General features: G+C 43.8%; 22 protein-coding genes. 9 read left to right on the forward strand and 13 right to left on the reverse strand.

The annotated features are described in order from the left end of the window. The coding region (locus tag QC759_RS00975) for a transglutaminase-like domain-containing protein (protein WP_279844701.1) at window positions 1-2,236 on the forward strand (2,236 nt) is incomplete at its 5' end. Window positions 2,237-2,250: 14 nt separating this feature from the next. After that, window positions 2,251-2,610 carry a PepSY domain-containing protein gene (locus QC759_RS00980; RefSeq protein ID WP_048072621.1) on the forward strand — a complete coding sequence of 120 codons (360 nt, stop codon included), beginning with the start codon at window positions 2,251-2,253 and terminating at the stop codon, window positions 2,608-2,610. A 126-nt stretch (window positions 2,611-2,736) separates the two neighbouring features. Here QC759_RS00980 and QC759_RS00985 read toward each other — a convergent pair whose 3' ends face one another. The 12 genes from QC759_RS00985 to QC759_RS01040 all read right to left on the reverse strand — a co-directional run bounded on the left by QC759_RS00985 (window position 2,737) and on the right by QC759_RS01040 (window position 14,333). After that, window positions 2,737-3,171, reverse strand: a complete 435-nt coding sequence (locus QC759_RS00985) for an SRPBCC domain-containing protein (RefSeq protein ID WP_048072620.1) — start codon at window positions 3,169-3,171, stop codon at window positions 2,737-2,739. Between the two features lie 24 nt (window positions 3,172-3,195). Continuing rightward, window positions 3,196-4,488, reverse strand: coding sequence for a GMC family oxidoreductase N-terminal domain-containing protein (locus QC759_RS00990; RefSeq protein ID WP_048072619.1), 1,293 nt, complete (start codon window positions 4,486-4,488; stop codon window positions 3,196-3,198). Window positions 4,489-4,523: 35 nt separating this feature from the next. Next, window positions 4,524-5,132: an L-2-amino-thiazoline-4-carboxylic acid hydrolase gene (locus QC759_RS00995; RefSeq protein ID WP_276699745.1), complete on the reverse strand. Its 609-nt coding sequence runs from the start codon at window positions 5,130-5,132 to the stop codon at window positions 4,524-4,526. Beyond that, window positions 5,129-7,978: an AMP-binding protein gene (locus QC759_RS01000; RefSeq protein ID WP_279844708.1), complete on the reverse strand. Its 2,850-nt coding sequence runs from the start codon at window positions 7,976-7,978 to the stop codon at window positions 5,129-5,131. Before QC759_RS01000 ends, QC759_RS00995 begins: the two co-directional genes overlap by 4 nt. A gap of 65 nt (window positions 7,979-8,043) precedes the next feature. Then, a complete protein-coding gene (locus tag QC759_RS01005) occupies window positions 8,044-9,315 on the reverse strand; it encodes a polysaccharide pyruvyl transferase family protein (RefSeq protein WP_048072617.1) in 1,272 nt (423 codons plus the stop codon). Between the two features lie 67 nt (window positions 9,316-9,382). Continuing rightward, complete coding sequence (locus QC759_RS01010; RefSeq protein WP_048072616.1) at window positions 9,383-9,763, reverse strand: SHOCT-like domain-containing protein; 381 nt, start codon at window positions 9,761-9,763, stop codon at window positions 9,383-9,385. A gap of 29 nt (window positions 9,764-9,792) precedes the next feature. Beyond that, window positions 9,793-10,158: a DUF2089 domain-containing protein gene (locus QC759_RS01015; RefSeq protein WP_231553457.1), complete on the reverse strand. Its 366-nt coding sequence runs from the start codon at window positions 10,156-10,158 to the stop codon at window positions 9,793-9,795. A 33-nt stretch (window positions 10,159-10,191) separates the two neighbouring features. Beyond that, on the reverse strand, window positions 10,192-10,500 hold the full coding sequence (locus tag QC759_RS01020) for a hypothetical protein (protein WP_048072615.1): 309 nt from the start codon (window positions 10,498-10,500) through the stop codon (window positions 10,192-10,194). A gap of 149 nt (window positions 10,501-10,649) precedes the next feature. Then, the gene (locus QC759_RS01025) at window positions 10,650-11,444 is read right to left on the reverse strand and encodes a flavodoxin family protein (protein WP_048072614.1); all 795 of its coding nucleotides are present in this window, start codon (window positions 11,442-11,444) and stop codon (window positions 10,650-10,652) included. Between the two features lie 50 nt (window positions 11,445-11,494). Further along, window positions 11,495-12,130: a TetR/AcrR family transcriptional regulator gene (locus QC759_RS01030; protein WP_048072613.1), complete on the reverse strand. Its 636-nt coding sequence runs from the start codon at window positions 12,128-12,130 to the stop codon at window positions 11,495-11,497. Between the two features lie 224 nt (window positions 12,131-12,354). Further along, window positions 12,355-12,783: a hypothetical protein gene (locus QC759_RS01035; RefSeq protein WP_048072612.1), complete on the reverse strand. Its 429-nt coding sequence runs from the start codon at window positions 12,781-12,783 to the stop codon at window positions 12,355-12,357. Between the two features lie 62 nt (window positions 12,784-12,845). After that, complete coding sequence (locus QC759_RS01040) at window positions 12,846-14,333, reverse strand: TrkH family potassium uptake protein (RefSeq protein WP_048072611.1); 1,488 nt, start codon at window positions 14,331-14,333, stop codon at window positions 12,846-12,848. Window positions 14,334-14,644: 311 nt separating this feature from the next. Here QC759_RS01040 and QC759_RS01045 point away from each other — a divergent pair, with 311 nt between their 5' ends. The 5 genes from QC759_RS01045 (at window position 14,645) to QC759_RS01065 (ending at window position 20,655) form a co-directional block, all read left to right on the forward strand. Continuing rightward, window positions 14,645-17,674, forward strand: a complete 3,030-nt coding sequence (locus QC759_RS01045; RefSeq protein ID WP_052659961.1) for a PAS domain S-box protein — start codon at window positions 14,645-14,647, stop codon at window positions 17,672-17,674. Window positions 17,675-17,745: 71 nt separating this feature from the next. Further along, the gene (locus QC759_RS01050; RefSeq protein WP_048072610.1) at window positions 17,746-18,222 is read left to right on the forward strand and encodes a pyridoxamine 5'-phosphate oxidase family protein; all 477 of its coding nucleotides are present in this window, start codon (window positions 17,746-17,748) and stop codon (window positions 18,220-18,222) included. 39 nt (window positions 18,223-18,261) lie between these two features. Next, the gene (locus QC759_RS01055; RefSeq protein WP_082055736.1) at window positions 18,262-19,026 is read left to right on the forward strand and encodes a carboxymuconolactone decarboxylase family protein; all 765 of its coding nucleotides are present in this window, start codon (window positions 18,262-18,264) and stop codon (window positions 19,024-19,026) included. A gap of 72 nt (window positions 19,027-19,098) precedes the next feature. Continuing rightward, on the forward strand, window positions 19,099-19,911 hold the full coding sequence (locus tag QC759_RS01060; protein WP_048072608.1) for an Fpg/Nei family DNA glycosylase: 813 nt from the start codon (window positions 19,099-19,101) through the stop codon (window positions 19,909-19,911). Window positions 19,912-19,998: 87 nt separating this feature from the next. Then, window positions 19,999-20,655, forward strand: coding sequence for a DUF5612 domain-containing protein (locus QC759_RS01065; protein WP_048072607.1), 657 nt, complete (start codon window positions 19,999-20,001; stop codon window positions 20,653-20,655). Window positions 20,656-20,797: 142 nt separating this feature from the next. Here the strand turns inward: QC759_RS01065 and QC759_RS01070 are convergent, their stop codons facing one another. Further along, window positions 20,798-21,079, reverse strand: coding sequence for a hypothetical protein (locus QC759_RS01070; protein WP_048072606.1), 282 nt, complete (start codon window positions 21,077-21,079; stop codon window positions 20,798-20,800). Between the two features lie 144 nt (window positions 21,080-21,223). Between QC759_RS01070 and QC759_RS01075 the strand changes: the two genes are divergently transcribed. Next, entirely contained in the window at window positions 21,224-21,730 is a 507-nt protein-coding gene (locus QC759_RS01075) for a DUF6448 family protein (protein ID WP_231553458.1), read from the forward strand. A 110-nt stretch (window positions 21,731-21,840) separates the two neighbouring features. Further along, window positions 21,841-22,164, forward strand: coding sequence for a cupin domain-containing protein (locus QC759_RS01080; RefSeq protein ID WP_048072604.1), 324 nt, complete (start codon window positions 21,841-21,843; stop codon window positions 22,162-22,164). The last annotated feature ends 247 nt before the right edge of the window (window positions 22,165-22,411 follow it).

Raw genomic sequence — 22,411 nt, forward strand, 5'->3', positions numbered from 1 at the left:
TAAGTACTTTCCGGAGTTCATTACGGTTAACGGGATTGTGGTTAATCAGGCTACTTTCTTAGAGTTGTTAACTGAGGCTTTGCTGAAGATTGGTAACGGTGATACCAGTACACTGACTCTGGTTAATGTTAAACAGCCGGGAAGTGGCACAGAAACGGTTACTCCCGGGACTTTTAATGAAACAGAGTATTTAGCTCTGGCACAGACCATTCAAACTTACATAGTGGGTAATGGTCAGGCCCCGGCAACCATCAGCACCAGTCTAGGGAATGTGAAATTTGAGTCTTTAATCTACCTGTACTCCCGTGTGCTAAGTAATTACAAGGAAGATAGCAACAAACTTCCGGCATTAGTTACCATTCGCTCCTGGTCTACCACAAACATGCCCATTATGGATGAGTTCTTCACTGTAGAACAAATCACTAAAGCGGCCAATGATGTTAAGAGATTTGTGGAGGGAAACAAGTACTTACCCGAGTACATCACCGTCAATGGAGTGATGGTTAACCAGTCACAGTTCCTGTACTTAATTGCCACCGCAACTTTGCACATCAACAGCGGTGATGCCTCGTTGATAAGTCTTATAAGTGCCAGCGTACCTGGAACTTCCAGTGAAACCGTAACTGGGGGTAGTTTACTTTCCAGTGAATACTTAACTCTCGCCAATACCATCAAAAACTACATTGAATCCAATCAAAAAGCACCAAGTTCGGTTTCCACATCTCTGGGAACCATGAGTTATCAGTCCTTACTGTACATGTACTGCAGAATACTCAACCTTAACAGTGTAAATCAGGATTTACCTATTGTAATTAACGTGAAACCCTGGAAAACAGCAAACATACCCATAACTGATAAAACGAGTTTCACAGTTGCCGAAATAACCAGTGCAGCTGTTGATGTCAAAAATTTTGTGGATGGAAACGGTTACATGCCTGAATGGATAACCGTGGGGGGAGTAGCCCTCAACCAGACCCAATTCCTGCATCTACTGGCTGCAGCCACCATCTTGATCAACAGTTCCAGTTCAGGTTCTGTTAATCCAGTAACTGCGGTCCTACCTTCTACAACAGTTAATGATGCATTAACTTCTGGTAATTTAAGCACAGATAGTTATGTACAGTTAGCTCAATATATCAAAAGTTATATTGAACAGAATAAGGAAGGACCCAGCAGTATGACGGTTTCTCTGGGAACAGTGAGTTTTAAATCCCTTATCTACATGTACAGCCGGGTGCTTCAGCAGTACAACCTGCACAAGACCTTGCCGGCTACCATAATACTAAAGGGATGGACCACCCAGAACATACCCATCTACGACGACTACTTCACCAACCAGGAAATCAGTAAAGTGGCCACCGATGTACGGGCTTTTGTGGATGGAAACGGTTTCATGCCGGAATACATCACCATAAGCGGAGTAGTAATTAATAGGGCCCAGTTCCTGTACCTATTAACCACGGCAACAGTAAAAATTAACAACAACGACAACTCCGTCACTTACCTGCAAAAAGCCAGTGTTTCCGCCAACAGTGATCAAACATCTTCGGGTAGCATGGGACTCACCGAACTGGTGCAAGTAGCTCAGAGTATTAAAACATACCTGGAAACCAACCAAATTGCACCGACCTATGCCTCGACTAGTCTGGGTCAAATGGGATTCTACAACCTCATTTACACCTACAGTCGTCTACTGGATTACTACAACACCAATCAACAGCTGCCATCTTCGGTAACTGGAATCAAATCATGGGCAATGGTAGTTTATAAACTACCTGCTGGATTTGAACAGTACCTGGCAGCTACTGCCAACTGCCAAGCGGATAATGCAGCCATCATTGCCCTGGCCAACAGTATAACTGCCGGAGCATCCACCCCTTACCAAAAAGCAGTGCTGATCTTTAACTGGGTTAGAGACAACATCGGCTATGAGTTTTACTACAACACGGTGAAAGGTGCTGTAGGTACTTTAAACTCCGGTGGGGGTAACTGTGTGGACACTGCTCACTTGTTAATAGCTCTGGAAAGAGCAGCAGGAATACCTGCCAGATACGTCCATGGGTACTGTCAATTCAGTAGTGGTAGCTGGTACGGGCATGTCTGGGCAATTCTTTATGTCGACGGGCAGTGGCTAGTTGCAGATGCCACCAGTTCTAGAAATCAGCTGGGAGTTATCAACAACTGGAACACGGCAACCTACACCTTTAAAGGCTACTACACCAGTCTACCCTTCTAAAACCAGGAGCTAAAATGATTAAAAAATCAACAAGGCTCCTGGTTTTATTGGCGGTGATGTTAACCGTGTTAACCGTGGTGGCCTTGGCACTCTTTGCCGCGGGAATACCAGAGAACAACACTGAACACCAGGAGAACCAGAAAATACCCGAAAACAACAGAACCAATGTCACTATATCTCCAGAAGAAGCCCAAGAGATAGCCGCGAAATTCGTTAAAGAAACAGGTGCCCAGGTAGGAACACCACAACTCAGTGAAATAGAGGGACAACTGGTATACACAGTACCGGTAATAAGTAATGGAACCAGTATAGGTGAAATAACCATTAGTGCCATAACTGGGAAGAATATGGGTGGTGCTGGAGGAGTTTTATAATCTAGAACTCCTCCTGACTATTCATTTTCAACCTTCAAAACCATTTTTTTATTTTTTTTATTATAAAATCATTAAGGGTTTTTTTAGAAAATATACTAATGAACTAACCTTCACTATCTCACAATTCTACTGCTCTTTTTCAGCTTCTTCTTTCAGGGCCGGGTTCATCATTTCAAAACCAGTGGCCGTGTTTTTAAGCAGACCGGATCCCAGTGGAACTAACAGTCCGGTAAAAACTTCTTTCTGGATAAATAAGGTCTTATCTTCATTTATTTCTTCGGTGGTCCAGCTGTGTTCTCCATCAAAGAGTCTCCGTACCCCGAGCACCCCCAGCCATCTTAATTTTTTACCAGGCTTATACTCCAGGATTTCTGGCTTAATGGTCATTCCCCTGGAATTCGGGGGGTTTATAAAGATTTCGAGCTTTGCTCCCTCCTGGAGGTTTCCGGAAAATCGTTTCATAAAGGGATTCCACTGGGGGAATCGGTCGAAATCATTCAGTATACTCCACACTGCCCTGGCCGGAGCATTGATCTCGATTTCAGTGTAAATTTCTTTCATACTAATCTATTTGTTTTTATATCATTAAATTCTATCATCGAAGTTTCTATGGATATTCCTGGCCACCCTCAGTGCCAGGGCCGCGGTGAGTAATATGGTGGGCAATCCCTGGGAATGTGGTGCCAGGGAAAGATCAGCCACCCACAGTCCATCTGGGAGCCATGAAGGTTTCATATCAGGTACATCCTCCTTTTTAAGGGGAACTGTTCCCCCCAGATGCCCTCCATTAGGAACACCTCTAACAAAGGGTCCGGAAATTCCAGCTCCTTCCATAACTTCCTGGGCCTGGCTGATGGCCCTATCCAATCTCTGCTGGTCATGGTCAGTCAAGGATTTGTCAACCCTTCCATCCTCATAAACCGCGCCTTCTTCAACATCGGCCAGTTTAACCATCAATCCAACCCGATCCTGGATGGGAACTTTCCTCCAGGGTTTGTGGAAGTAATGGGAGAGGATATCGGGGTAAGGGGATAGAATGTAATCTTCCTGCTGGGTGTACCAGGCCATGGGTGGTTCTTCCAGTTGCCGGGCACCAGGTAAGACTCCCCCCAGGGTTAAGACGATGTCTACCCACAAATGATCCTCGGCCTTTAAACCGGAGTTTTTGAGTATCTGAGCAGTTCCAATACCTCCTGCTGATAGAACCACCACATCTGCATGGTATTGTTTACTGTCCCTGGTTACAACACCAGTTACCCTTCCCTTTTCGATGATAACCTTTTCCACTGGAGACCTGCTCTTAAGGATGGCCCCATTCCGCACAGCTTCATTAAGGAACTTCCGTGAATCCCAACGCGCTCCACGGGAACATCCAAGCTCACAAAGACCACAATAATTGCATTTATCCTTATTAACAACTTTAGGGGTGGGTTTCGGATTTAAACCCAGATTTTCCGCAGACTGGAACATATCCTGGGTCACTGGCCTCCAAGTATCCGGGGGAATGATAGTGGGATTTAACTCACCCTCCAGTTCATCGTATTCCGGGGTTAAATCCAGACCAATCTCTTCCAATCCCTGATCTGCTCTCACCAGGTTACCACAGGATAAGACAGTTGACCCTCCTGTTGTAAGGCCCCTCACCAGTATCAGTTCCCGGGAAGAGCGCTGTATGTCCATGGAGGGGAAGAAATGTTTGAAGGTACCTTCTCCTCCCAGGAGTCCGAAACGGCGCAGTGGCTCTGCCCAGGATATATGTCGGGTGAATGGTTTGAAAGGAGGCCCGGCCTCCAGTATTAAAACATCAAAACCTCTTGATTGCAATTCTCGAGCTACAGTTGCCCCTCCAGCACCACTACCCACCACAATAGTTTTCATTTTTCTCAAATCCTCATATTTCCCTGATTAATTTTTTAATTCATCAACTTAATAGAAGCCAAACAATGAGAACACCCCTCGGTGATCTTCTGGGTGAACTCCATCTTGATATTGGGGTTTAAACCCTGCACAACACCCTCATCAGCAGCAGAAAGAATTTGGCAGGTTGGGGGATTGTAATCTCGGGCCAGGCTGCAGTGGTTAACTACCATAGTTATTTCGCCCCTTTTGTTTTCTTCAACCTGAAAATCAATACCCAGTGCTGAGTACAGGATTCGGGCGGCATTAATCAGGTCGTTCAGATGGTTTCCCACACCTAAAATCTTTCTAAACCTCTGTCCCAGGAGTAATCCTTTCTGGAACATAACTTGCCTCCCTTGGGAAATGGCTTCATCCTTCCCTACATTCTCTATCAGGGATTCCACCAGTTTATTATGGGCACGAGCCATCAATTTTCTTTTTTCATCCAGATTACCATTCAAAATTACTTGTTTATGGTAATTTTCATTATTTTCCGGAGAGGAATTTTCGCATAAAAGTTCTCCCAGTCCATGGATAGTGGAACTGGCCAGTTCATCCAGCCCCTTTTTCAGTAACCACTCCGGTGTCCACCAGGACAGAATTCGCAGCCTAATTCCCATCATCCTTCCTCCACCTGGCCCTGGTGCAGGATGAGGGGGTGAGATGTTTTCTGGTAGAGGGAATCAATCACATCCTGGTAGCGCTGGGTGATTATCTCCCTTTTAAGTTTCATGTTGGCGGTGAGTTCCCCTCCATCAATGGAAAGGTCATTGGGGAGTAAGGCCCATCTTTTAACCTGTTCTGGTCGGGAAAGATCCTGGTTGACGCGGTGGATGGTTTCCTCTATATCGTGGGGATGGTGTTCTTCTTCCACCCAGAAAAGACCAATGAGGTAGGGTTTACCCTCACCCACCAGCATCACCTCATTGGTTCCCGGGGCATCACGAAGCAATGCCTCAATACGAAGGGGATCGATACTCTTACCGTAAGAATTTATTATAAGTTCTTTCTTCCGTCCGGTTATAACCAGACTACCCTCTGGGGTTACAAATCCAGTATCCCCAGTTAAAAGCCAACCCTCCTTCTTTGGAGGGGTTATATCCGATTCAAAGTAGCCCGGGGTGACCTGGGGGCCCTTAACCATGACTTCCCCGTCTCCAGCTATTCGCAAATGGGTTTGGGGTAAGGGTTCACCCACAGTACCTATCCGGTTGGCTCCCCTCCGGTTCAGGGTAACCAGGGGGGCTTCGGTCAAACCGTAGGCATTGTGGATCTCCACTCCCAGTTCATGGTAATCCTGGATCAGGTGCTGGCTGGAAGTGGCCGAGCCCACTATTAGCTGGGAGCAGCGGTCCAGGCCCGCTTTACTCAGGAATACCCTGTGCACCAATGGTTTAAGTATTTTTTTCAGTATTCCAGGTTTTAGATGAGCGTAATGGTTCCCCAGGAAGGATTCCTTCAACTGGGACCATAACTTCTCATAAAAACGTGGTACGGAGAAGAATATGGTGGGTTTTGCCAGGGGGAGTGCGGAAGCCAGTTGGTTAAAGTCCTCCAGGAAGTATATCTTCAGGGGAGCCGGAGCATAATAAGGGGAATAGGTCCCCAGTATGCCCTCCACCACATGGTTCATGGGTAAAAATGAGAGGTAACGTACTTCACGGTTCCGGTCCTCCCAGGGAGGCAGTGAAGCCATGGCCTCGGCCATCCACCTCATATGGCCCTGGTTGAAGGTAACACCCTTGGGTGTTCCCGTAGTACCCGAGGTGTAACGGATGGTGGCCAGGTCATCAAAATCCACTGGTGACTGGGGAAATACTGTACTTTTTTCACCCGTTTCCCGGTCCTTACCCTTTTCCAGGAACTGTGACCAGGACATAATACTCCCGGGGATGGGCTGTGATTCCCGGCAGAAGGAGATGATTTCCAGGTCCAGATCCAGTTCTGACAGGCGTTTCATAAGATGAGGAGTACCAATAAACAGTAATTTAGCTTCACTGGCTTTTAAAATGTTTTTTATTTCAATGGGTGGACTGGTGTAGTAGAGGGGTACGCTAACTGCCCCTGCTAATCCGATAGCCACGTCCAGGGTCAGGTAACGGGTGCTGTTTAAACCCACCAGGGCCACCCGATCCCCCGGACCAACACCAGACTCTTTAAGTGAATGATAAGCGGAAATGATATCTTCACGCACCTGGAGTGCAGGTTTCTCCTGGATACCCTCTACGGTGATATCATAATATTTCACAGGATAACTGCGCCCTCCCAGGCGATAGAGAACCTGTTCATGGACAGTGCGTTCCGAACGATGGAAAAAACCATGATAAGCAGCGTATTCCAGGAGGTGGGGTAAATATTCTTCCCATTTCAGTTTAAAGGGGCCCAGAAGATTCTCGGTATTTTCCCGGCTGAAAGTGTGTTTCTCATCCAGGTAAGGGGCCAGGGTGAATAGAATATTCAGGACCCCTGATCCGGGTGATGAAGATGGGGTTATTCGCTGAATAAGGGGCGCTGCCGGGATGAAAACGGGTTGGGGGAGTTTAACATCCAATTTTTCCCGGGCCCACACCCGTACCTGGTTCAGGAGTTCTTTAATGGAGGGTAATGTATCAGGGGGTGCGGTGAGATGGAAGGTTCTGCCTTCTGCCTCCTGATTGAAACTTAAATTACTGATGGCATGGGCCACGTAATCCACCGGGACCATGTTCAGGGTGAGAGATGAATTAGTGGGAATAAAACGCAGTTTGCCCTTTAGATAAAGTTTGAACAGGGCATATACTGTGTTGAATGTTTTTATTTCACCGGTCTTGGAATCTCCCACCACCATTCCTGGCCGGAAGATAGAATAGGGCACACCTGATTCACGGACCACCCTTTCGGCCTCGTATTTACTCTCCTCGTAGTTACTGAAGAAACCATTATTTGCCAGAGGTTTTTCTGGATTATTCTCATGATGAGATCCTTTTCCCTTAGGATGTTCTTTTGAAATATTTTCAGGGTAAGGATCTTCAACTATGAGCCCTTCACGTTTACCGGCTACATATGCTGTGGATACATGTGAAAAACGTCTGAAAATTCCATTTTCTCTGGCCAAGTCGGCAAGTTTGAGTAAATGGCAAGTACCATCCACGTTGGTCAGACGGAGTTCTTCCAGCGGTGCATGGAGGCGGAGGTCAGCCACGGTGTGGATAATATGGGTTATGCTTGAAGCCAGGTCCTGGTAATCCTGACGGACCATACCCAGATCCTCCCGGGTGACATCACCGGGGATCACCGTCACCCTGTCTTTCAATGCATCAAGAAGTTCATCCCAGTCACTCCAGGCTCTCTTCAAACGTGTAAGGCCATGTTCTCTGTTTTTAGATCTTACCATGGCTAAAATTTCAATTCCCGGGAGATTGATCAGCTGACGAGCGATCTGGGTTCCCAGAAAACCATTGGCTCCAGAAAGTAACACACGGGTTGGCATCTGTTCCACCATATTTCTATTTACTTATTTTTGAATGTAATCATGGATGAATTTTGAGTGTAAAACTATGAGATGATATTTTTCTCTTTAAGGAACTTCCCCAGAATGATCCGGTTCTTTTGGGATAGAGTAAGCTGTTGGCTTAGTCCTGGTTCCAGTTTATCTTTCTGCAAATCACTATCTCCTAGGAGTAAATCAACCTTACCTCGGAGATCTTCCCATAAATGGGGGTCATCGTGGCATATAAGATAGTCCTGGTCGAGGTGGAGATCCTGGTAGAGTGAGGTTAGCCGGGGATCATGGGCCACTGCTATCTGGGGAACACCGGCACGAAGGGAGAGTACCGCCGAATGATAACGGGAGGTAACCAGTAAATCCAGACCAGACAGCATGCTTGTCATCTGGGATGCATTGTATTGGCGGGATGAAACTATTCTACATTTATCCTTATTTTCCATTCTTTCCTGAATATCCTCAGCCAAGGGCTGGTCCAGTTCTTCCATACAGATGAGAACCACCTTCTTGTGGTGTTTCTGGATTATTTCATCTGCTGTCCGGGCCCATCCTTCCATGAGTTTTTCCCGGATCTTCATCCTCTCCGGGGAACGGGAAAAATAGTAAGGCCACTTGTAAAGGTTTTCTTCACGTCCCCAGGGCCGGATAACCACTGGCCAGAGTGAAAAGTCCACCACTGCCAGGCCAACCGTACCCTCGGAGGTTTCCGGCCATAAACTGTTCAGAAAATCATGATCTTTGCTATCTTCCTGGAAAGTGTAGGCACAGTCAGCAGTGGAGGTAATTGGTGCCGTCACCCCAATTTTTTGTAGTCTCTCCAGGGCGTGTCTGGTTCGGGTGATGATGAGGTCAGTTTTACTGGCTTCCCGTTTAACCAGCCAGCGATTTAGGGGAGATAGTTCTCCGGCGTCCACGGCATAGGCCACACAGGGTTTATTTTGCCGGTGAGCACTATGGGTAGCCCATAAAAATGCCCAGAGCAGGGCGGAAGTCCAGGTGTCCATGTAACAACTGCCTTCTACCAGGAGCACCAGGTCATGTTGCTTTACCAGTTTATCAATGGCCAGGAAGAAGATAGAAGGTATGGGGGCAATGTGCAGATGTTCATCTTCGGCTAAATAACGGCGCAGGTTCTCCTCATTCAAAGTGGGTACAGTGATCTCCACCTGGGATCCCAGTAAACTCCGGACATCCTCGATTATGGCCAGGAGCCGTGCTTCGGACCCGGTGTTATTGGCACCATTGTAACCCACCAGGAGAACCCGGGGATTAGGAGGGTTCTCTCTGGATTTTAAGTCATGGTTGGCAGTGTTACTTTGCATATTCCTTCCCTAAATATCTTCTAATAATTTAATCCGTTATTTTGAGCATTCGCATTGTTTATTGGTTTTATTCCACGTAGACCTTGACTTTGGTCTGTTCTTCCTCATCAATGACATCCACCAGTTTGCCTTCCGCCCCGTTTTTAACGGCGTCTAAGATCTCGTCCAGGTCGATCTTGTCCAGTCCAGATTCCTTCAGTTTGGGGTCGTATTTTTTGGCCAGTTTCAATCCCACATCCACCAGGGAAATGGGTATGTTCACGTTCACCTTGGGCTGGTCATCCAGGGTGTAAACTCGGACCTTTAACCATTTAACATCTTTTCGAGGGATAATTTCCTCATCTTTATCCAGAGTAGCTAAAAGCTCAGTTGCTTCCTCTACTGTTATCTTTTTATCTTCTACCATTTTTAATATTTGCATTTTCTCTTCCGATACATTTTTAGACATTATTACTCCTCCTAACTCCTTTTTTATCCTCATTTGTTCAACAACTTCATGGCTTCATCCTTGCTGATTTCTCCCTTACTGAGTTTTTCCAGGATCTCCTTCTGATTGATGGCTGGTTTTTCCAGTTTGTATCCCAGGGAGGAAATCACTTCATCCAGTTTGTTCCTCACTGTGGGATAGGATATTCCCAGTTCCTTTTCTATTTCCTTGATATTACCCCGGTTTTTGATGAAAACCTCGATGAAGTATTTTTGTTCTTCGTTCAATCGGCAAAACTTGCAGAGTTCGAACTCGCCCCGGATGGTAGTGTCACAGTTTTTACAGTAGATCTCGGTGACTTTGGTTTCACTCTTACAGATAGGGCAGTTTCCCGGTACTTCACGTTTCAAATCCATTCATCTCCTCTTAATATGTGTATAATCCTTTTTTTACACCGTGTAGATCTTCACTACCACTTTTTCCTGGTTTTCATCGCAGGTGTCGATGTTCACCAGTTCAAAGGGTTCTTCTTGTTCCAACTGGTCCAGGATTATTTCCACATCTTGGGGGGTTATATTTTCTAAGAACTCCCCGGTGTGGTGTTCACCAGATGGTGGCCACCAGCCTTCCTTCATTTTGGAAGGCCCGTATTTGAGTATCAATCTGGAAATCCATTTCAACGTTGAAAAACGTAACGCTGGAATGGGAAACGAAAATTTAGCTGTTTTTATTTCCATTTTTAATTTTTTAGCCTTCATTGTTCCACCGGAATAACAGGTTTCTTGACGATTCCTGCTTGGTTATTTGATAATATTAACTAATCATATATAAAATTATTGATTATTTTAATTTGAACTTCAATAATGTGAAACTTCAAATTAACATTTTTAAGGTTAGTGGGGATTTACTAATTTTTTTCTTCTCCGGGCCCCATATCTCTCATCATGAAGAATATCACCTTCAACAGGATTCCAGTCACTGCTCTGGTTAAAAGGCCTATCCTGGCAGGCTGGTAGTACTCTTTACCCTGGTAGAACTGGTAGTCGGCCGGCATGTACTCCCGTACCTCACGGGAAATGGTTTGGAAGATCCGGAAACTGACATAATCCATAATTTTCACCTTAATTTTTCCTGATCTTTCTTTTCCTGCAGATTTCAGGGATTGGTCAAATCTTTGCACTGATTTATCCAGTGTCTTTTTGTTTTTCTTTTGCAGGCCCGGGGTTGCAGGCCAGGGGGCTGTGGTCAAACCACATTTACCATTAACCTGGTATCCCCATGCTTCGGTTATCTTTTCCATGTAATCCAGTGTTTCCTTACCTCCCACTCCTCCGGTGGTGCACAGTACCAGGGCCTTCTTACCGTGGTATGCCGGGCGGTGGCAGAGATAGGCCACCCGGTCAATGAAGTTCTTCAGTAGGGCGGAGACAGTCATAACGTACACTGGTGAGACCAGGACCAGGCCGTCAGCTTCTGCCATTTTATTCTGGATCATTTGCCGGTCATCCTTGAGGGGGCAGAACTCAATTCCCCGGGAGACACAGTTAAAACATCCCCGGCATGCCTGGAGATCGGTATATTTAAGGAAAAGGTATTCAAATTCGTAATCTCCCCTCTTTTTCATTTCCTCTTCCACTTGACGGGCGGCCTGATAACTGTTTCCTTTCCGGCGGGGGCTTCCGATAATGGTTAAAATTTTCATATTCTCACTTCTTTAGGTGTTTTTATTTTTAATGGCCTTTTTTTGGATTTTTAGATTTTAATGGCTTCCAGGAAGAATTCATTGTGTTTGGCCATTTTCTCCAGGGCCAGGTCCATGAATGAATCGAAGTCTTCATCGTACTTCAGGAAGTAGTACTCAAAGAACAGGTAGATGGCGAATGAGAAATATTCATGGGCCAGTGTCCGTGGGTTTAAAGGTTTGATCATCTTTTTTTCTATCATCATCTGGAAAGTGTTCTCCCAAATATTTAGAGGGGCTTCTAGAAGCTCTTTCTTGAAAAATTCCCTTATTTTTTCGTTGTGATAGGTTTCAATGGAAACCAGGCGCCATATCTTCTCCATCTCAGGGGTGTTGATCTGTTCCAGATACATCCGGGCCCCTTGCTGTAAATACACTTCCGGGTCCTGGTCCAGGAGTTTTGTTTCTTCTTCCTCAGAATAACCACTGGAGTGGAGTTTGGACACGAAATGGTCAATTATAGTATCCAGGATGGCTTCTTTGTTTTTATAATGATTGTAAATTGAACTTTCTCGTATTCCTACTTCTCGTGCTATTTCACGTACCGAAACAGCGTCGAAACCCTTCTCTGAGAATAATTCAAGGGCCACATCGAATATTCTCTCTTTGGTAGGTTTGGATTCTTGGCCTGACTTTTGATTCTTCATGGTAATACACCGAGTTTTTAACTAACGTTCGTTAGTCTCATAGTATCAAGGTTGGCTTCATGGTATATAAAACTAACGTTCGTTCGTAAGTATAGTCGGGAAATAGTATCAAAAAAATAAATGTAATCTTCCTTAGAACTTAAAAAACTAGTCTTAATCAGGTAATATCCAGTTTGCGAGGATATAATCGCTTTATTCTATTTAAAGAAATAAGAAAAATAAAATTATTCTGGGGGGAAAACTTCAAAGAATAATTCTCTAAACTCACCCATTAATTCTTTAGGGAATTTTAAACCAACACAGATTATTAGAACCCCGGTTCCAATTGTTCCTTCTTCACTGTTGGGGTCATCTATTAATTCTTCATCAAAAACCAGATTTACCCGGGATTTTTCCTGAAGGAAATCCCACAGTGTTTCTTTTCCAGGGGTTTTACCGGATGAACTGATTTTATTACGGAGTGCCAGCTGTAGAAATTGTTCCCAATCTTCATATGCGCAAAATTCAATCCACACTGACCCTTTATAATCAATACATGAATTACAGGTTTCAATTTCCCAGTGAAAGAAGTTTTTAACAATATCCTCTATACCTTCATCTACCAGAATATAAAAATCATCATCAACTTTAAGCTCTACCTGTTTATGTCCCATACAATCCCTCCTATTGGGGTATACTTATTTAATTGTTTATTTTCTGAACAAAAAATAAGTAGTTATCTTCTTCTAATTACATTGTTAATGGCAATAACTATCAGAAGTAAAACCGGCCATATCTCCAGTCTTCCCATCCAGAAATCGATTATGAATACTATTTTTACCAGTGCCGGGGAATCAGGGGTCATAATTCCACTGGAGAGCCCCACGTTACTCAGGGCAGAGGCTACCTCAAATATCACCCGGGAAATATCGGGATAGTAAATCAGGACGATGATCACACTTACAATGTACACCACCAGGTAAGTGGATAGAAATGCTCCGGTTAAGCGTATCACATCGTCAGTTATTTTTAATTCAGTGACGTGGTGCAGTTTCTTGGCCATAACTGTTTTACCCGGTAATATGAAAGATTTCACTTGCCAGGATATTCCTTTAAGGAGTATACCCACCCGGAGCCATTTGATACCTCCACCGGTAGACAGGGATCCGGCACCGATAATCATGATTATGGTCATTAGGAAGGTACCCAGACCAATCCACTTACTCAGGATATCGGGATAGAACGCAGTCTGCAATCCGGTGGTGGTGATGGCGGAGACCATCTGGAACAGACTGAACCTTAAGTTAAGAAGTAAGTCATTACCGTAAACCTGGTTGTTGTAGAGCATGAAGGTCACCAGGGCGGTGGAAATGATTATGAGAGTGAAGGCCACCTTGGTTTCAATATCCTTAAAGTACTCCCTCCAGTTCCCTCTGAGAATAGTGTAGTGCAGGGCGTAGTTGGTAGCACCGATCATCATTATGATCATGGCCACAATTTCTATCCAGACGCTGTTGTAGAACAGAAGACTACTGTTGTGCATTCCAAACCCTCCAGTGGAGAGAGTGGTGAATGCATGAAAAACCGAGTCAAAAAGGGGCATTCCGGCGATGAAAAAGAGAGCTATGGCTATTAAGGTGAATAAAGAGTACATGTAAACTATAATTCTGGTGGAATGCTTGATACTGGGTACTAATCTTTCTTCCCGGCCTTCGGCCATGTAAAGGCGCATAACATCCACACCAGTGGATCTTAACAGGGCAAGGAGAAGGAATATAATGCCCAAACCGCCGATCCACTGGGTGAAAGCTCGCCAGAAGTTCATGGTATAAGAAACAGCGTCTACATTGGAATACATGCTGAAACCAGTAGTGGTGAACCCAGACATAGCCTCAAAATAGGAGTTAAGGTAGGATAACTCTCCAGAAAGATAGTAGGGTAATGAACCCAGTGCACAGGCAACCAGCCAGATGATGGTGGAGAAGATCATGGCACTTTTCAGGGTCATCTTCATCTCCACCCTGAAGAGCTTCACCAGAAGAAAACCAATAACCGCACTGATAATAGCTGAATAAAGAAAAGAAGCAATATATTTTGGTTCGTTGTAGATAAAGGTAACTAAAATGGGAATTAACATGGCAGCTGCCAGGAGAATACACACATTGCCGGTATGGTGTAGTATGGTTTTGATTTCCCTTCTACTCAAACGGTGAATTTGTTGCAAGCCCCCAACTCCCTTTTTTTATTTCACACACCCTGTTTTTTTCAACCGGTTAAGGTAGATCACACTAGCATATAATTTTTGTTATTGAAAATGCAAATTCTGAAAATTATTCCCCGATGCCATGACAATCGATTTTAGTTAAATCCCATTAACAATCAGGGGATATGGCTAAGAATGAATGTAAATTATTCTTTATTTTGTCGAATGGTTGTTTGTATTAGTTTTTAATCATGGTAGGGATAAGGTCTTATGATCAAAATTAATAAAAAATTAATATCTGCTACCAACAAAATAATTCTGGGGCTGTAATATTGACTGATAAAATTCTCCTGGTGGAAGATGAGAGTGTAGAAGCCATAGATATTAGGCGTGCACTGGAAAAAATGGGTTATGAGGTTGTTTACATAGCTTCAAGAGGGGAAGAAGCTGTGGAAAAGATTTCCGAGCTCCAACCGGATCTTATTCTAATGGATATTATGATAAAAGGTGACATCAGTGGCATAGATGTGGCTACTGAGATCAAAGATATGGGCATACCTGTTATTTTTTTAACGGCACATTCTGATGAGTCTACCCTTGCAAAAGCCAAAGTAACCGAACCCTACGGTTACATAATAAAACCTTACGATGTTACTGAACTGAGACATGCCATAGAACTGGCCATTTACAAAAATAGAATGGAGAAGAAATTAAAAACCAATGCCGAGTTCACCAATGCAATTATAGAAGCTTCCAATGATTTCATGTTTTTAATTGATCCTTCCGGTGTGATATTAATGGTAAACGATGCAACTTCACGCCGGTTCAACATTACCCCGGATGAGATGATAGGTAAGCATTTAAGCCTATTCCTGCCGGAGAATATATTCCAGAATAGATGGGAACACATGGAAGAAGCCATCAAAACCAGGGAAGTAGTGGAGTTTGAAGATGAACGGGACAAAAAATACTTCCACCACCGTATATTCCCCCTGGTGGAAGAGGGGGAGGTGCAGAAGTTGGCAGTTTTCGTTAGGGAAATAACAGAACGCAAATCCTATGAACGAGAATTGATAAGAAATTCTCTGCACCTTAAAAAGGCTCAAGAACTTGGTCACATGGGTAGCTGGGATTGGGATATTGCAACTGGAGTTTTAAACTGTTCTGAAGAACTTTACAGGATATTTGGGGTGGATGAAACCTTCCAGCCCACCTTTGAAAATATTGATGCCCTGACCCACCCTGATGACCGGGAAATGTGTATTCAGAAGAGGGAGGAGTTATTCCGCAGTGGGGGTAAATGTGAGTATGAATTCCGCATATTAAGGTCAGATGGTGAGATTAGACATTTAAAACAGTCTATTCAGGTATTGTTTGAGATAAATACCAAATCAGTGGTGGCATTTGGGATAATGCAGGATGTAACTCAAATTGAAAAATCAAAAATAGCCCTGGTGCAGAGTGAACAGAAGTACCGGGATATATTTGAAAATGCCATAGAGGGAATTTACCAGACCACCCAGGAGGGTAAGATCATTAATGCTAATCCTGCCTTCGCTCGAGTATTTGGCTTCAGTTCTCCGGAGGAGCTGATAGAAAATGTTCAGGATATTCAAAAAGATCTCTACGCCCATCCTGAGGATAGAGATGAATTCAAGAGGCGCCTGGAAACTGAGGGAGAAGTTAAAGACTTTGAAGTGAAATTTTTCCAGTTAGATGGGACTCAGGCCTGGTTGCTGGTCAATGCCAAGGCAGTTAAAGATGGAAAAGACCATATTAAATATTATGAAGGTATGGTAGTGGATATAACCCGGTTAAAAGAAGCGGAAAAAGCAGTGACAGAAAGCGAAGAAAAATACCGGAGTGTAATTGAACAATCCTACAATGGAGTGGTGCTTTCCAATGAGGAAGGAAAGATCATTGAATGGAACCGGAGTATGGAGGAAATAACTGGTCTGGCTGAGAATGAAGTGCACGGGAAATATTTATCCACCATAATCCTCCAATCTCTGCCTCCCATGTTTAAGAGCCACCTGGCTTCCCATTTAAAGGAGGATTTAAGCCGGATATATCGGGATCAAGAAGTACCTCCTTCCTTTAAAAAACTGGAATACTCTTTCCAACGGCCGGATGGCCAGGAAAGATTTGTTGAGGCCCTTAACTTCCCCATTAAATCCGGAGGAAAATTTTTCATGTGCACCCTTATCCGGGATATTTCCCGCCAGAAAATAGCCGAGGAAATGACCCAGGACCATTTACAAAAGCTTATCATATTGAATAAGATTGTTAACATTGCTAACAACGCCCAAAACATCTATGATCTATTTAAAGGTGTTTTAAATTCCACACTGCATTTGCTGGGATTTGAAAGTGGCAGTATCTATTTGCTGGATGAAAATAAGGAATTTGCAGAATTGGAGTATTATGAAAATCTTCCTGAGGAATTCCTGGAAAAAGTGGAGAAATTGGAGGTGGCTAGAGAACCCTATTCTTCAATTTACCTGGAAGGAAAGGCTTTCTATAATTATCTTAAAGTTAGGCCAGTTTTGAAGGAATTTGGCTTTAAAGCAGTGGCGGTGGTTCCCTTCTTTTCGGCACAGAAGGTGATTGGATCCATACACGTGGTCAGCCGGGAAAAAAACAGTATAAGTAGCCTGGAAATGGATATCCTGGAGACCATAGGAATGGAAACCGGGACAGTAATTGTCAAAATGTATTCCGAAGCTGCAATCAGGGATTCCCTGGCAGAAAAAGAAGTTCTTTTAAAGGAAATCCATCACCGGGTTAAAAACAACATGCAGATCATCTCCAGCCTCCTGAACCTTCAGCTTCAACATGTACAGGAAGAAGAAGCCAGTAATGTCCTTATTGAAAGCCAGGGACGGGTGAAGACCATGGCCATGATCCACGAAAAACTGTACCAGTCACCGGACCTAACCCGGATCCGGTTCAGAGATTACATTCAAAAGCTGGCTTATGATATCCTATACACCTACGGTGTTAAGGCCGGGAGCATTGAACTGGAAATGGATATTGATAACATTGAACTGGGCATGGAAACTTCCATCCCCTGTGGCCTGATAATCAACGAACTGGTAACTAACAGTGTGAAATACGCGTTTCCAGAGGGTAAAGGGACCATAATAATCCAATTTAAGGGTCAGGATGAGCTGCAACTCATTATAAAGGATGATGGGATTGGTCTGCCCCGGGAAATAGACCTGGAACACACGGAAACACTGGGCCTCCAACTGGTTTTAAATTTAGTCAAACAGTTAAATGGAGAATTAACCATCAACCGGAGCCAGGGAACAGAATACATCATAAAATTCAAAGAATTACAATATAGCAAAAGATTTTAACGGCCAGCCAATATTTTAATGGCTGGGCACGCTCTTAGGAAGAGGCCAGACACGTTCTTAGAGAGATTACAATGAGAAGAAGTGATAAAGAGATCAAAGACCCGGAGCTAATCCAGGAAATATTAAACCAATCTGAAGTATGCCGGGTAGCTTTATGTGATGATGGAAAGCCCTACATAGTGCCCATGAACTTCGGTTACCAGGACCAGACTTTATATCTCCACTCAGCCACTCAGGGCCAGAAAATTGATATTCTAAGGAAGAATAATAACCTATGTTTCCAGGTGGATACTGAAACCAGGCTGGTTACCTCTAAAACACCCTGTGATTGGGGAATGAGATATCTGAGTGTGATCGGTTATGGTAAAGCCTATTTCCTCCATAATCCTGCCGATAAAAAAGAAGCACTGGATCTGATCATGAAGAAATACTCCCCGGTTTCATCCCGCCCTGAAAAAACCTTCCAATATTCGGATGAAGCCATAAGTAGTGTTATAATTATAAAAGTAGAAATAGAAGAAATAACTGGTAAAAAATCAGGATTTTGAATGTGTTCATAAAATGTAATGATTGGTGAGGGTGATAAAGTGGACCGGTACAGCAGGGGCTGGGAAAAACTTAAAGAAATTGATGGTGAAGCGGGAGAAGCAGTGGTGGAAAGTTTAAAGGACATAGCTCCTGATCTGGCCCGGTACATCATTGAATTTTCCTTTGGAGACATCTACAGTAGAACCGGAACCAGTCTCCCGGAGAAGGAAATTGCAGTGGTGGCGGCCTTAACTGCCATGGGCAACGCCGCCCCCCAGTTGAAGGTGCACATACACGGAGCACTCAACGTGGGTGTTTCTACAGAGGAACTGGTGGAAGTGATCCTACAAATGTCATCCTACAGTGGCTTCCCCAGTGCCATAAACGGGATAAATACTCTTAAAGATGTTTTACAGGAGATGGGGGTAGAGTTCCAGCCAGTACTCCAAGAAGGTGAGGGTGATCGTTTTGCCCGGGGAAAGGAGTGGCTGGGGAAACTGGATGAAAATCAGGTACAGGTATTGGAGGAGAATTTTAGGGATGTAGCTCCGGATTTAACTGAATTTGTGGTGAGCTTTGGATACGGGGATATCTACAGTAGAAAGAACCTGGATCCGAAAATGAGGCAAATTGCCACCATAGCCACCCTCACTGCCATGGGTACAGCCCAACCACAACTGGCCTTCCATATCAGGGCAGGTTTAAAGGTGGGTTTATCCCGGGAAGAAATAGTGGAAACCATAATTCTCATGGTGGTTTATGCCGGGTTCCCGGCAGCTATCAATGGTATAAACACGGCCAAAGAAGTGTTTAACTCACTGTAAATTTAATAATTAAGTTAAATCCATAGTTAAATTCAATATTGTAAAGTTATAGTTTCTATGGGGGACAACTGAATGGCAGAATTACCAGAACTTTTGATCTTAAGCAAACAAATGGATGAACAACTGCAGTTAAAGGAATTTGCCGAGGGAGAGCTCCGCCAGGAGAAATCATTAAACCTATCTCCCGGGGAATTCCTGGAGACAATAAGGGGTAAAAAGGTATTAAAAGTTTACAATAAGGGTAAATGGATTTTCATCCAGCTGTCTGATGATTATCATCTGCTGCTGAACCTGGGTATGGGTGCCGACGTGCTCTACCATGAAGCCGGCCAATCACCGGAAGAATACCAATGCCTCTTCCAGTTCACCGACGGATCCTACTTCACCTCTAAATTCTGGTGGATTGGAAGGGCCGAACTCCTGCCTGACGAGGAATTACCTCAACATAAGGCCACCAAAGATATTGCCATCACACCCCTGGACCCAGAATTCACCCCTGAATACTTACAAAATCTTTGCCAGGCCCGTTCCCAGATCAAGAACCTCATCTTGAACCAGAAGAAAATTGGAGGAATAGGAAACGTTTACATCCACGATATACTGTTCCGGGCAAAACTACACCCGCAAAAGGTGGCCAATACCATTGAATCAGTTAAAATTGACGATTTACACCACATAATCCGGGAAAACCTCAAAAAAGCCATTGAATTAGGTGGACTGGCCTATGAAAAGGATTTCTACGGGGAAAACAATGGATTCGGTACCGAACATTTCCTGGTGGCCTATAAAGAGGGTGAACCCTGTCCCGAGTGTGGGGGCACCATTGAAAAGATCAAAACCGGGAGCACATCCTCCTATATCTGCCCCAACTGTCAGAAATTGTAAATTACCACTTAACACCATGATCGATAGTTTAATTTAGAAAGTAAGCCAAACTAAGAACTAGAGAATTCATAAGGAGATCCAAGTAAAATGGGCGAAATTGCCATAAATATCAAAGCTGTAAACCAGCCCGGAGTACTGCGGGACATCACCGAACTAACTGCCCAGTGCCAGATCAACATTACCTACACCCACATGTTCATTGAAGACAAATACCATGCCTCTCTCTACATGGAACTGGAGGCCGTGGAAAATGTGGAAAAGCTAATGGCGAATATTGGGAAGCTGGAAGCGGTGAGTAATGTTGAGGAATGTCCCACACTTCAGGATGTCTTTGGTAAACGGATTATCATCACTGGTGGTGGGGCACAGGTGGCCATGGTGGCCCAGGGAGCCATAACCGAGGCTGACCGCCACAACATCCGGGGAGAACACATCAGTGTGGACACCATCCCCCTGGTGGGAGAAGAAGACCTTTCCGAGGCAGTGTCTGCCGTGGGAAGGCTGCCCCGAGTTGGTGCACTGGTCCTGGCCGGTTCTTTAATGGGAGGTAAAATAACCCAGGCCATTGAAGAGATAAAAAAGGATCACGAGGTCATTGTTATCAGCCTCAACATGCCGGGCAGTGTGACTGAAAAGGCGGACCTGGTGGTTACCGACCCTATACAGGCGGGAGTTATGGCGGTAATGGCCGTGGCAGACACTGCCATGTTTGACATTAAAAAACTGGGTCAAAAGAAGTTTTAAGATAGGCTGTTGAATAATTTTATGCTGTTAAATAAGGGGATTAAAAAAAATATTTTAAAGATCTCTTAAATTAGAGATCTCCACTATTTTGAAAAATGAATGAATTTGAACTTTCGAGTTTATTTTGCAGTTATATTTTCGTTTAACTCATTTCTATGGCCCGGATAAGTCTACTCGCTTCGTTTTTAAGTTCAACGTCAGTGATATCTCCACTTTCCCTGACTTTTAGTGCTAACTGCAGGACCTGTGAAACATCACTTGGTTTGAGGTTTTCAGCCATGTCCAGATAGGTTTGTCCCTCTTTATCCTCAACAACCACATCTTTTTCGGCCATCATTTTTAATAAGCCTTTGCAGGTGCCCATAATACTGGTATCTTCCACATTTTCACATTTTTTAAGGAGTTCCTCAGTTTTTTTATCCATGGTATCACCAGTTATATTATGTTCCCACCGTGATTTATAATTATATTAATTCCGGTAAATCACGGCGGTGGATCATTTAATTACTATTTACCAACAAATATTATCCTGCCATAAATTCCAGAATGATTAATATTTGAGGGTGAGATGATGACACTTCGCTGTGAGAATATGGATAGTCTGGTGGTCAAAGCGGCCGAGGAAGCCCTGGAAATGGAGAATGTTAATTACGTGCTCCCCTACGTACGGGAAAAATATGAAGATGAACTGAAGGATGCTTTCGACCGAACCTGCCTGGTGAGGGAGTTATCGGGAGATGCAGCAGAACTGGCTGACTACTGGTTCTTTGAAACTGCGGTCCGCCTGAATCTAAAAGGCAGGGGAAAAGCCTATACTGGACTTAGACCTTCCCAGATCAATGAAGAACCAGTTATCATCATGACTGAACAGGCCATCAACACGGAAAACCTGGATACTCTCATGAACTTCATGTTAGACTCAATCAAAGAAGATATATGGTCCAGATTTGAAGATGTGATCACCAAGAAGGATTACGATGTTAACGATGTGGAGGATGCCCGGGATTACGTGGATTCACTTTTTAACTTCGTGGGTTACCTGCAGCATTTAATTGAATTCATGGAACTGGGTTGAGGGAGTAATTTTTTGTTGAAAATTGATGGTAGAATTATTGAAATTGTTACCTTAGTTGATTGTGTGAAATTTATAGTGATTTAGAAATAATAACAATGGTAGGTGCAAAAATGACAGAAGAACTGAAGTCTGTGGTTATAAATGTGGAAGATCTGCTGGATTACCAGGAAGGAGCCGTTGTGAGCAGGGAGATAATCCGCAAGGAAACAGGAACTGTGACTATATTCGCCTTTGACCAAGGGGAAGGTTTAAGTGAACACTCTGCTCCCTTCGATGCCATGGTTCAGGTCATTGATGGAAAGGCAGAAATAACCATCTCCGGCACGAAACACCAGCTGGAGAGAGGGGATATGATCATCATGCCCGCCAATGAACCCCACGCCCTACATGCCGTGGAAAGGTACAAGATGATACTGACCATGATCAAGTCCTGATCAAGGTCCAAGAACCATTTTTTTCTAAATTCGTTAGCTATCTCATACCCTTTTTTTTATTATTATTTCATTATTAATATAAAATTCATTTTATTATGAATTTAGGCCATTTTTAATCATTTAATCTCTTATAAACATGTTTCAACATTTTATTTTAAAGTGGGATATTAAAATTAGAAATCAGGTTGAAATGTATATAATAAAAAAAAGGTTTAAAAAACCCTTATTAACAAGGGCTTTTTAGTGG

Source organism: Methanobacterium formicicum, from assembly GCF_029848115.1.
GTDB classification, from domain to species: domain Archaea; phylum Methanobacteriota; class Methanobacteria; order Methanobacteriales; family Methanobacteriaceae; genus Methanobacterium; species Methanobacterium formicicum.

What these genes read in the sequence shown, in the direction of transcription:
- QC759_RS01050 (WP_048072610.1), top strand. Translation starts at nt 17,746, where the DNA reads ATGAGAAGAAGTGATAAAGAGATCAAAGACCCGGAGCTAATCCAGGAA.
- QC759_RS01005 (WP_048072617.1), bottom strand. Translation starts at nt 9,315, where the DNA reads ATGCAAAGTAACACTGCCAACCATGACTTAAAATCCAGAGAGAACCCT.
- QC759_RS01015 (WP_231553457.1), bottom strand. Translation starts at nt 10,158, where the DNA reads ATGGATTTGAAACGTGAAGTACCGGGAAACTGCCCTATCTGTAAGAGT.
- QC759_RS01060 (WP_048072608.1), top strand. Translation starts at nt 19,099, where the DNA reads ATGGCAGAATTACCAGAACTTTTGATCTTAAGCAAACAAATGGATGAA.
- QC759_RS01065 (WP_048072607.1), top strand. Translation starts at nt 19,999, where the DNA reads ATGGGCGAAATTGCCATAAATATCAAAGCTGTAAACCAGCCCGGAGTA.
- QC759_RS01020 (WP_048072615.1), bottom strand. Translation starts at nt 10,500, where the DNA reads ATGAAGGCTAAAAAATTAAAAATGGAAATAAAAACAGCTAAATTTTCG.
- QC759_RS00995 (WP_276699745.1), bottom strand. Translation starts at nt 5,132, where the DNA reads ATGATGGGAATTAGGCTGCGAATTCTGTCCTGGTGGACACCGGAGTGG.
- QC759_RS01030 (WP_048072613.1), bottom strand. Translation starts at nt 12,130, where the DNA reads ATGAAGAATCAAAAGTCAGGCCAAGAATCCAAACCTACCAAAGAGAGA.
- QC759_RS01025 (WP_048072614.1), bottom strand. Translation starts at nt 11,444, where the DNA reads ATGAAAATTTTAACCATTATCGGAAGCCCCCGCCGGAAAGGAAACAGT.
- QC759_RS01035 (WP_048072612.1), bottom strand. Translation starts at nt 12,783, where the DNA reads ATGGGACATAAACAGGTAGAGCTTAAAGTTGATGATGATTTTTATATT.
- QC759_RS01000 (WP_279844708.1), bottom strand. Translation starts at nt 7,978, where the DNA reads ATGCCAACCCGTGTGTTACTTTCTGGAGCCAATGGTTTTCTGGGAACC.
- QC759_RS00980 (WP_048072621.1), top strand. Translation starts at nt 2,251, where the DNA reads ATGATTAAAAAATCAACAAGGCTCCTGGTTTTATTGGCGGTGATGTTA.
- QC759_RS01070 (WP_048072606.1), bottom strand. Translation starts at nt 21,079, where the DNA reads ATGGATAAAAAAACTGAGGAACTCCTTAAAAAATGTGAAAATGTGGAA.
- QC759_RS00985 (WP_048072620.1), bottom strand. Translation starts at nt 3,171, where the DNA reads ATGAAAGAAATTTACACTGAAATCGAGATCAATGCTCCGGCCAGGGCA.
- QC759_RS01080 (WP_048072604.1), top strand. Translation starts at nt 21,841, where the DNA reads ATGACAGAAGAACTGAAGTCTGTGGTTATAAATGTGGAAGATCTGCTG.
- QC759_RS01075 (WP_231553458.1), top strand. Translation starts at nt 21,224, where the DNA reads ATGATGACACTTCGCTGTGAGAATATGGATAGTCTGGTGGTCAAAGCG.
- QC759_RS01010 (WP_048072616.1), bottom strand. Translation starts at nt 9,763, where the DNA reads ATGTCTAAAAATGTATCGGAAGAGAAAATGCAAATATTAAAAATGGTA.
- QC759_RS00990 (WP_048072619.1), bottom strand. Translation starts at nt 4,488, where the DNA reads ATGAAAACTATTGTGGTGGGTAGTGGTGCTGGAGGGGCAACTGTAGCT.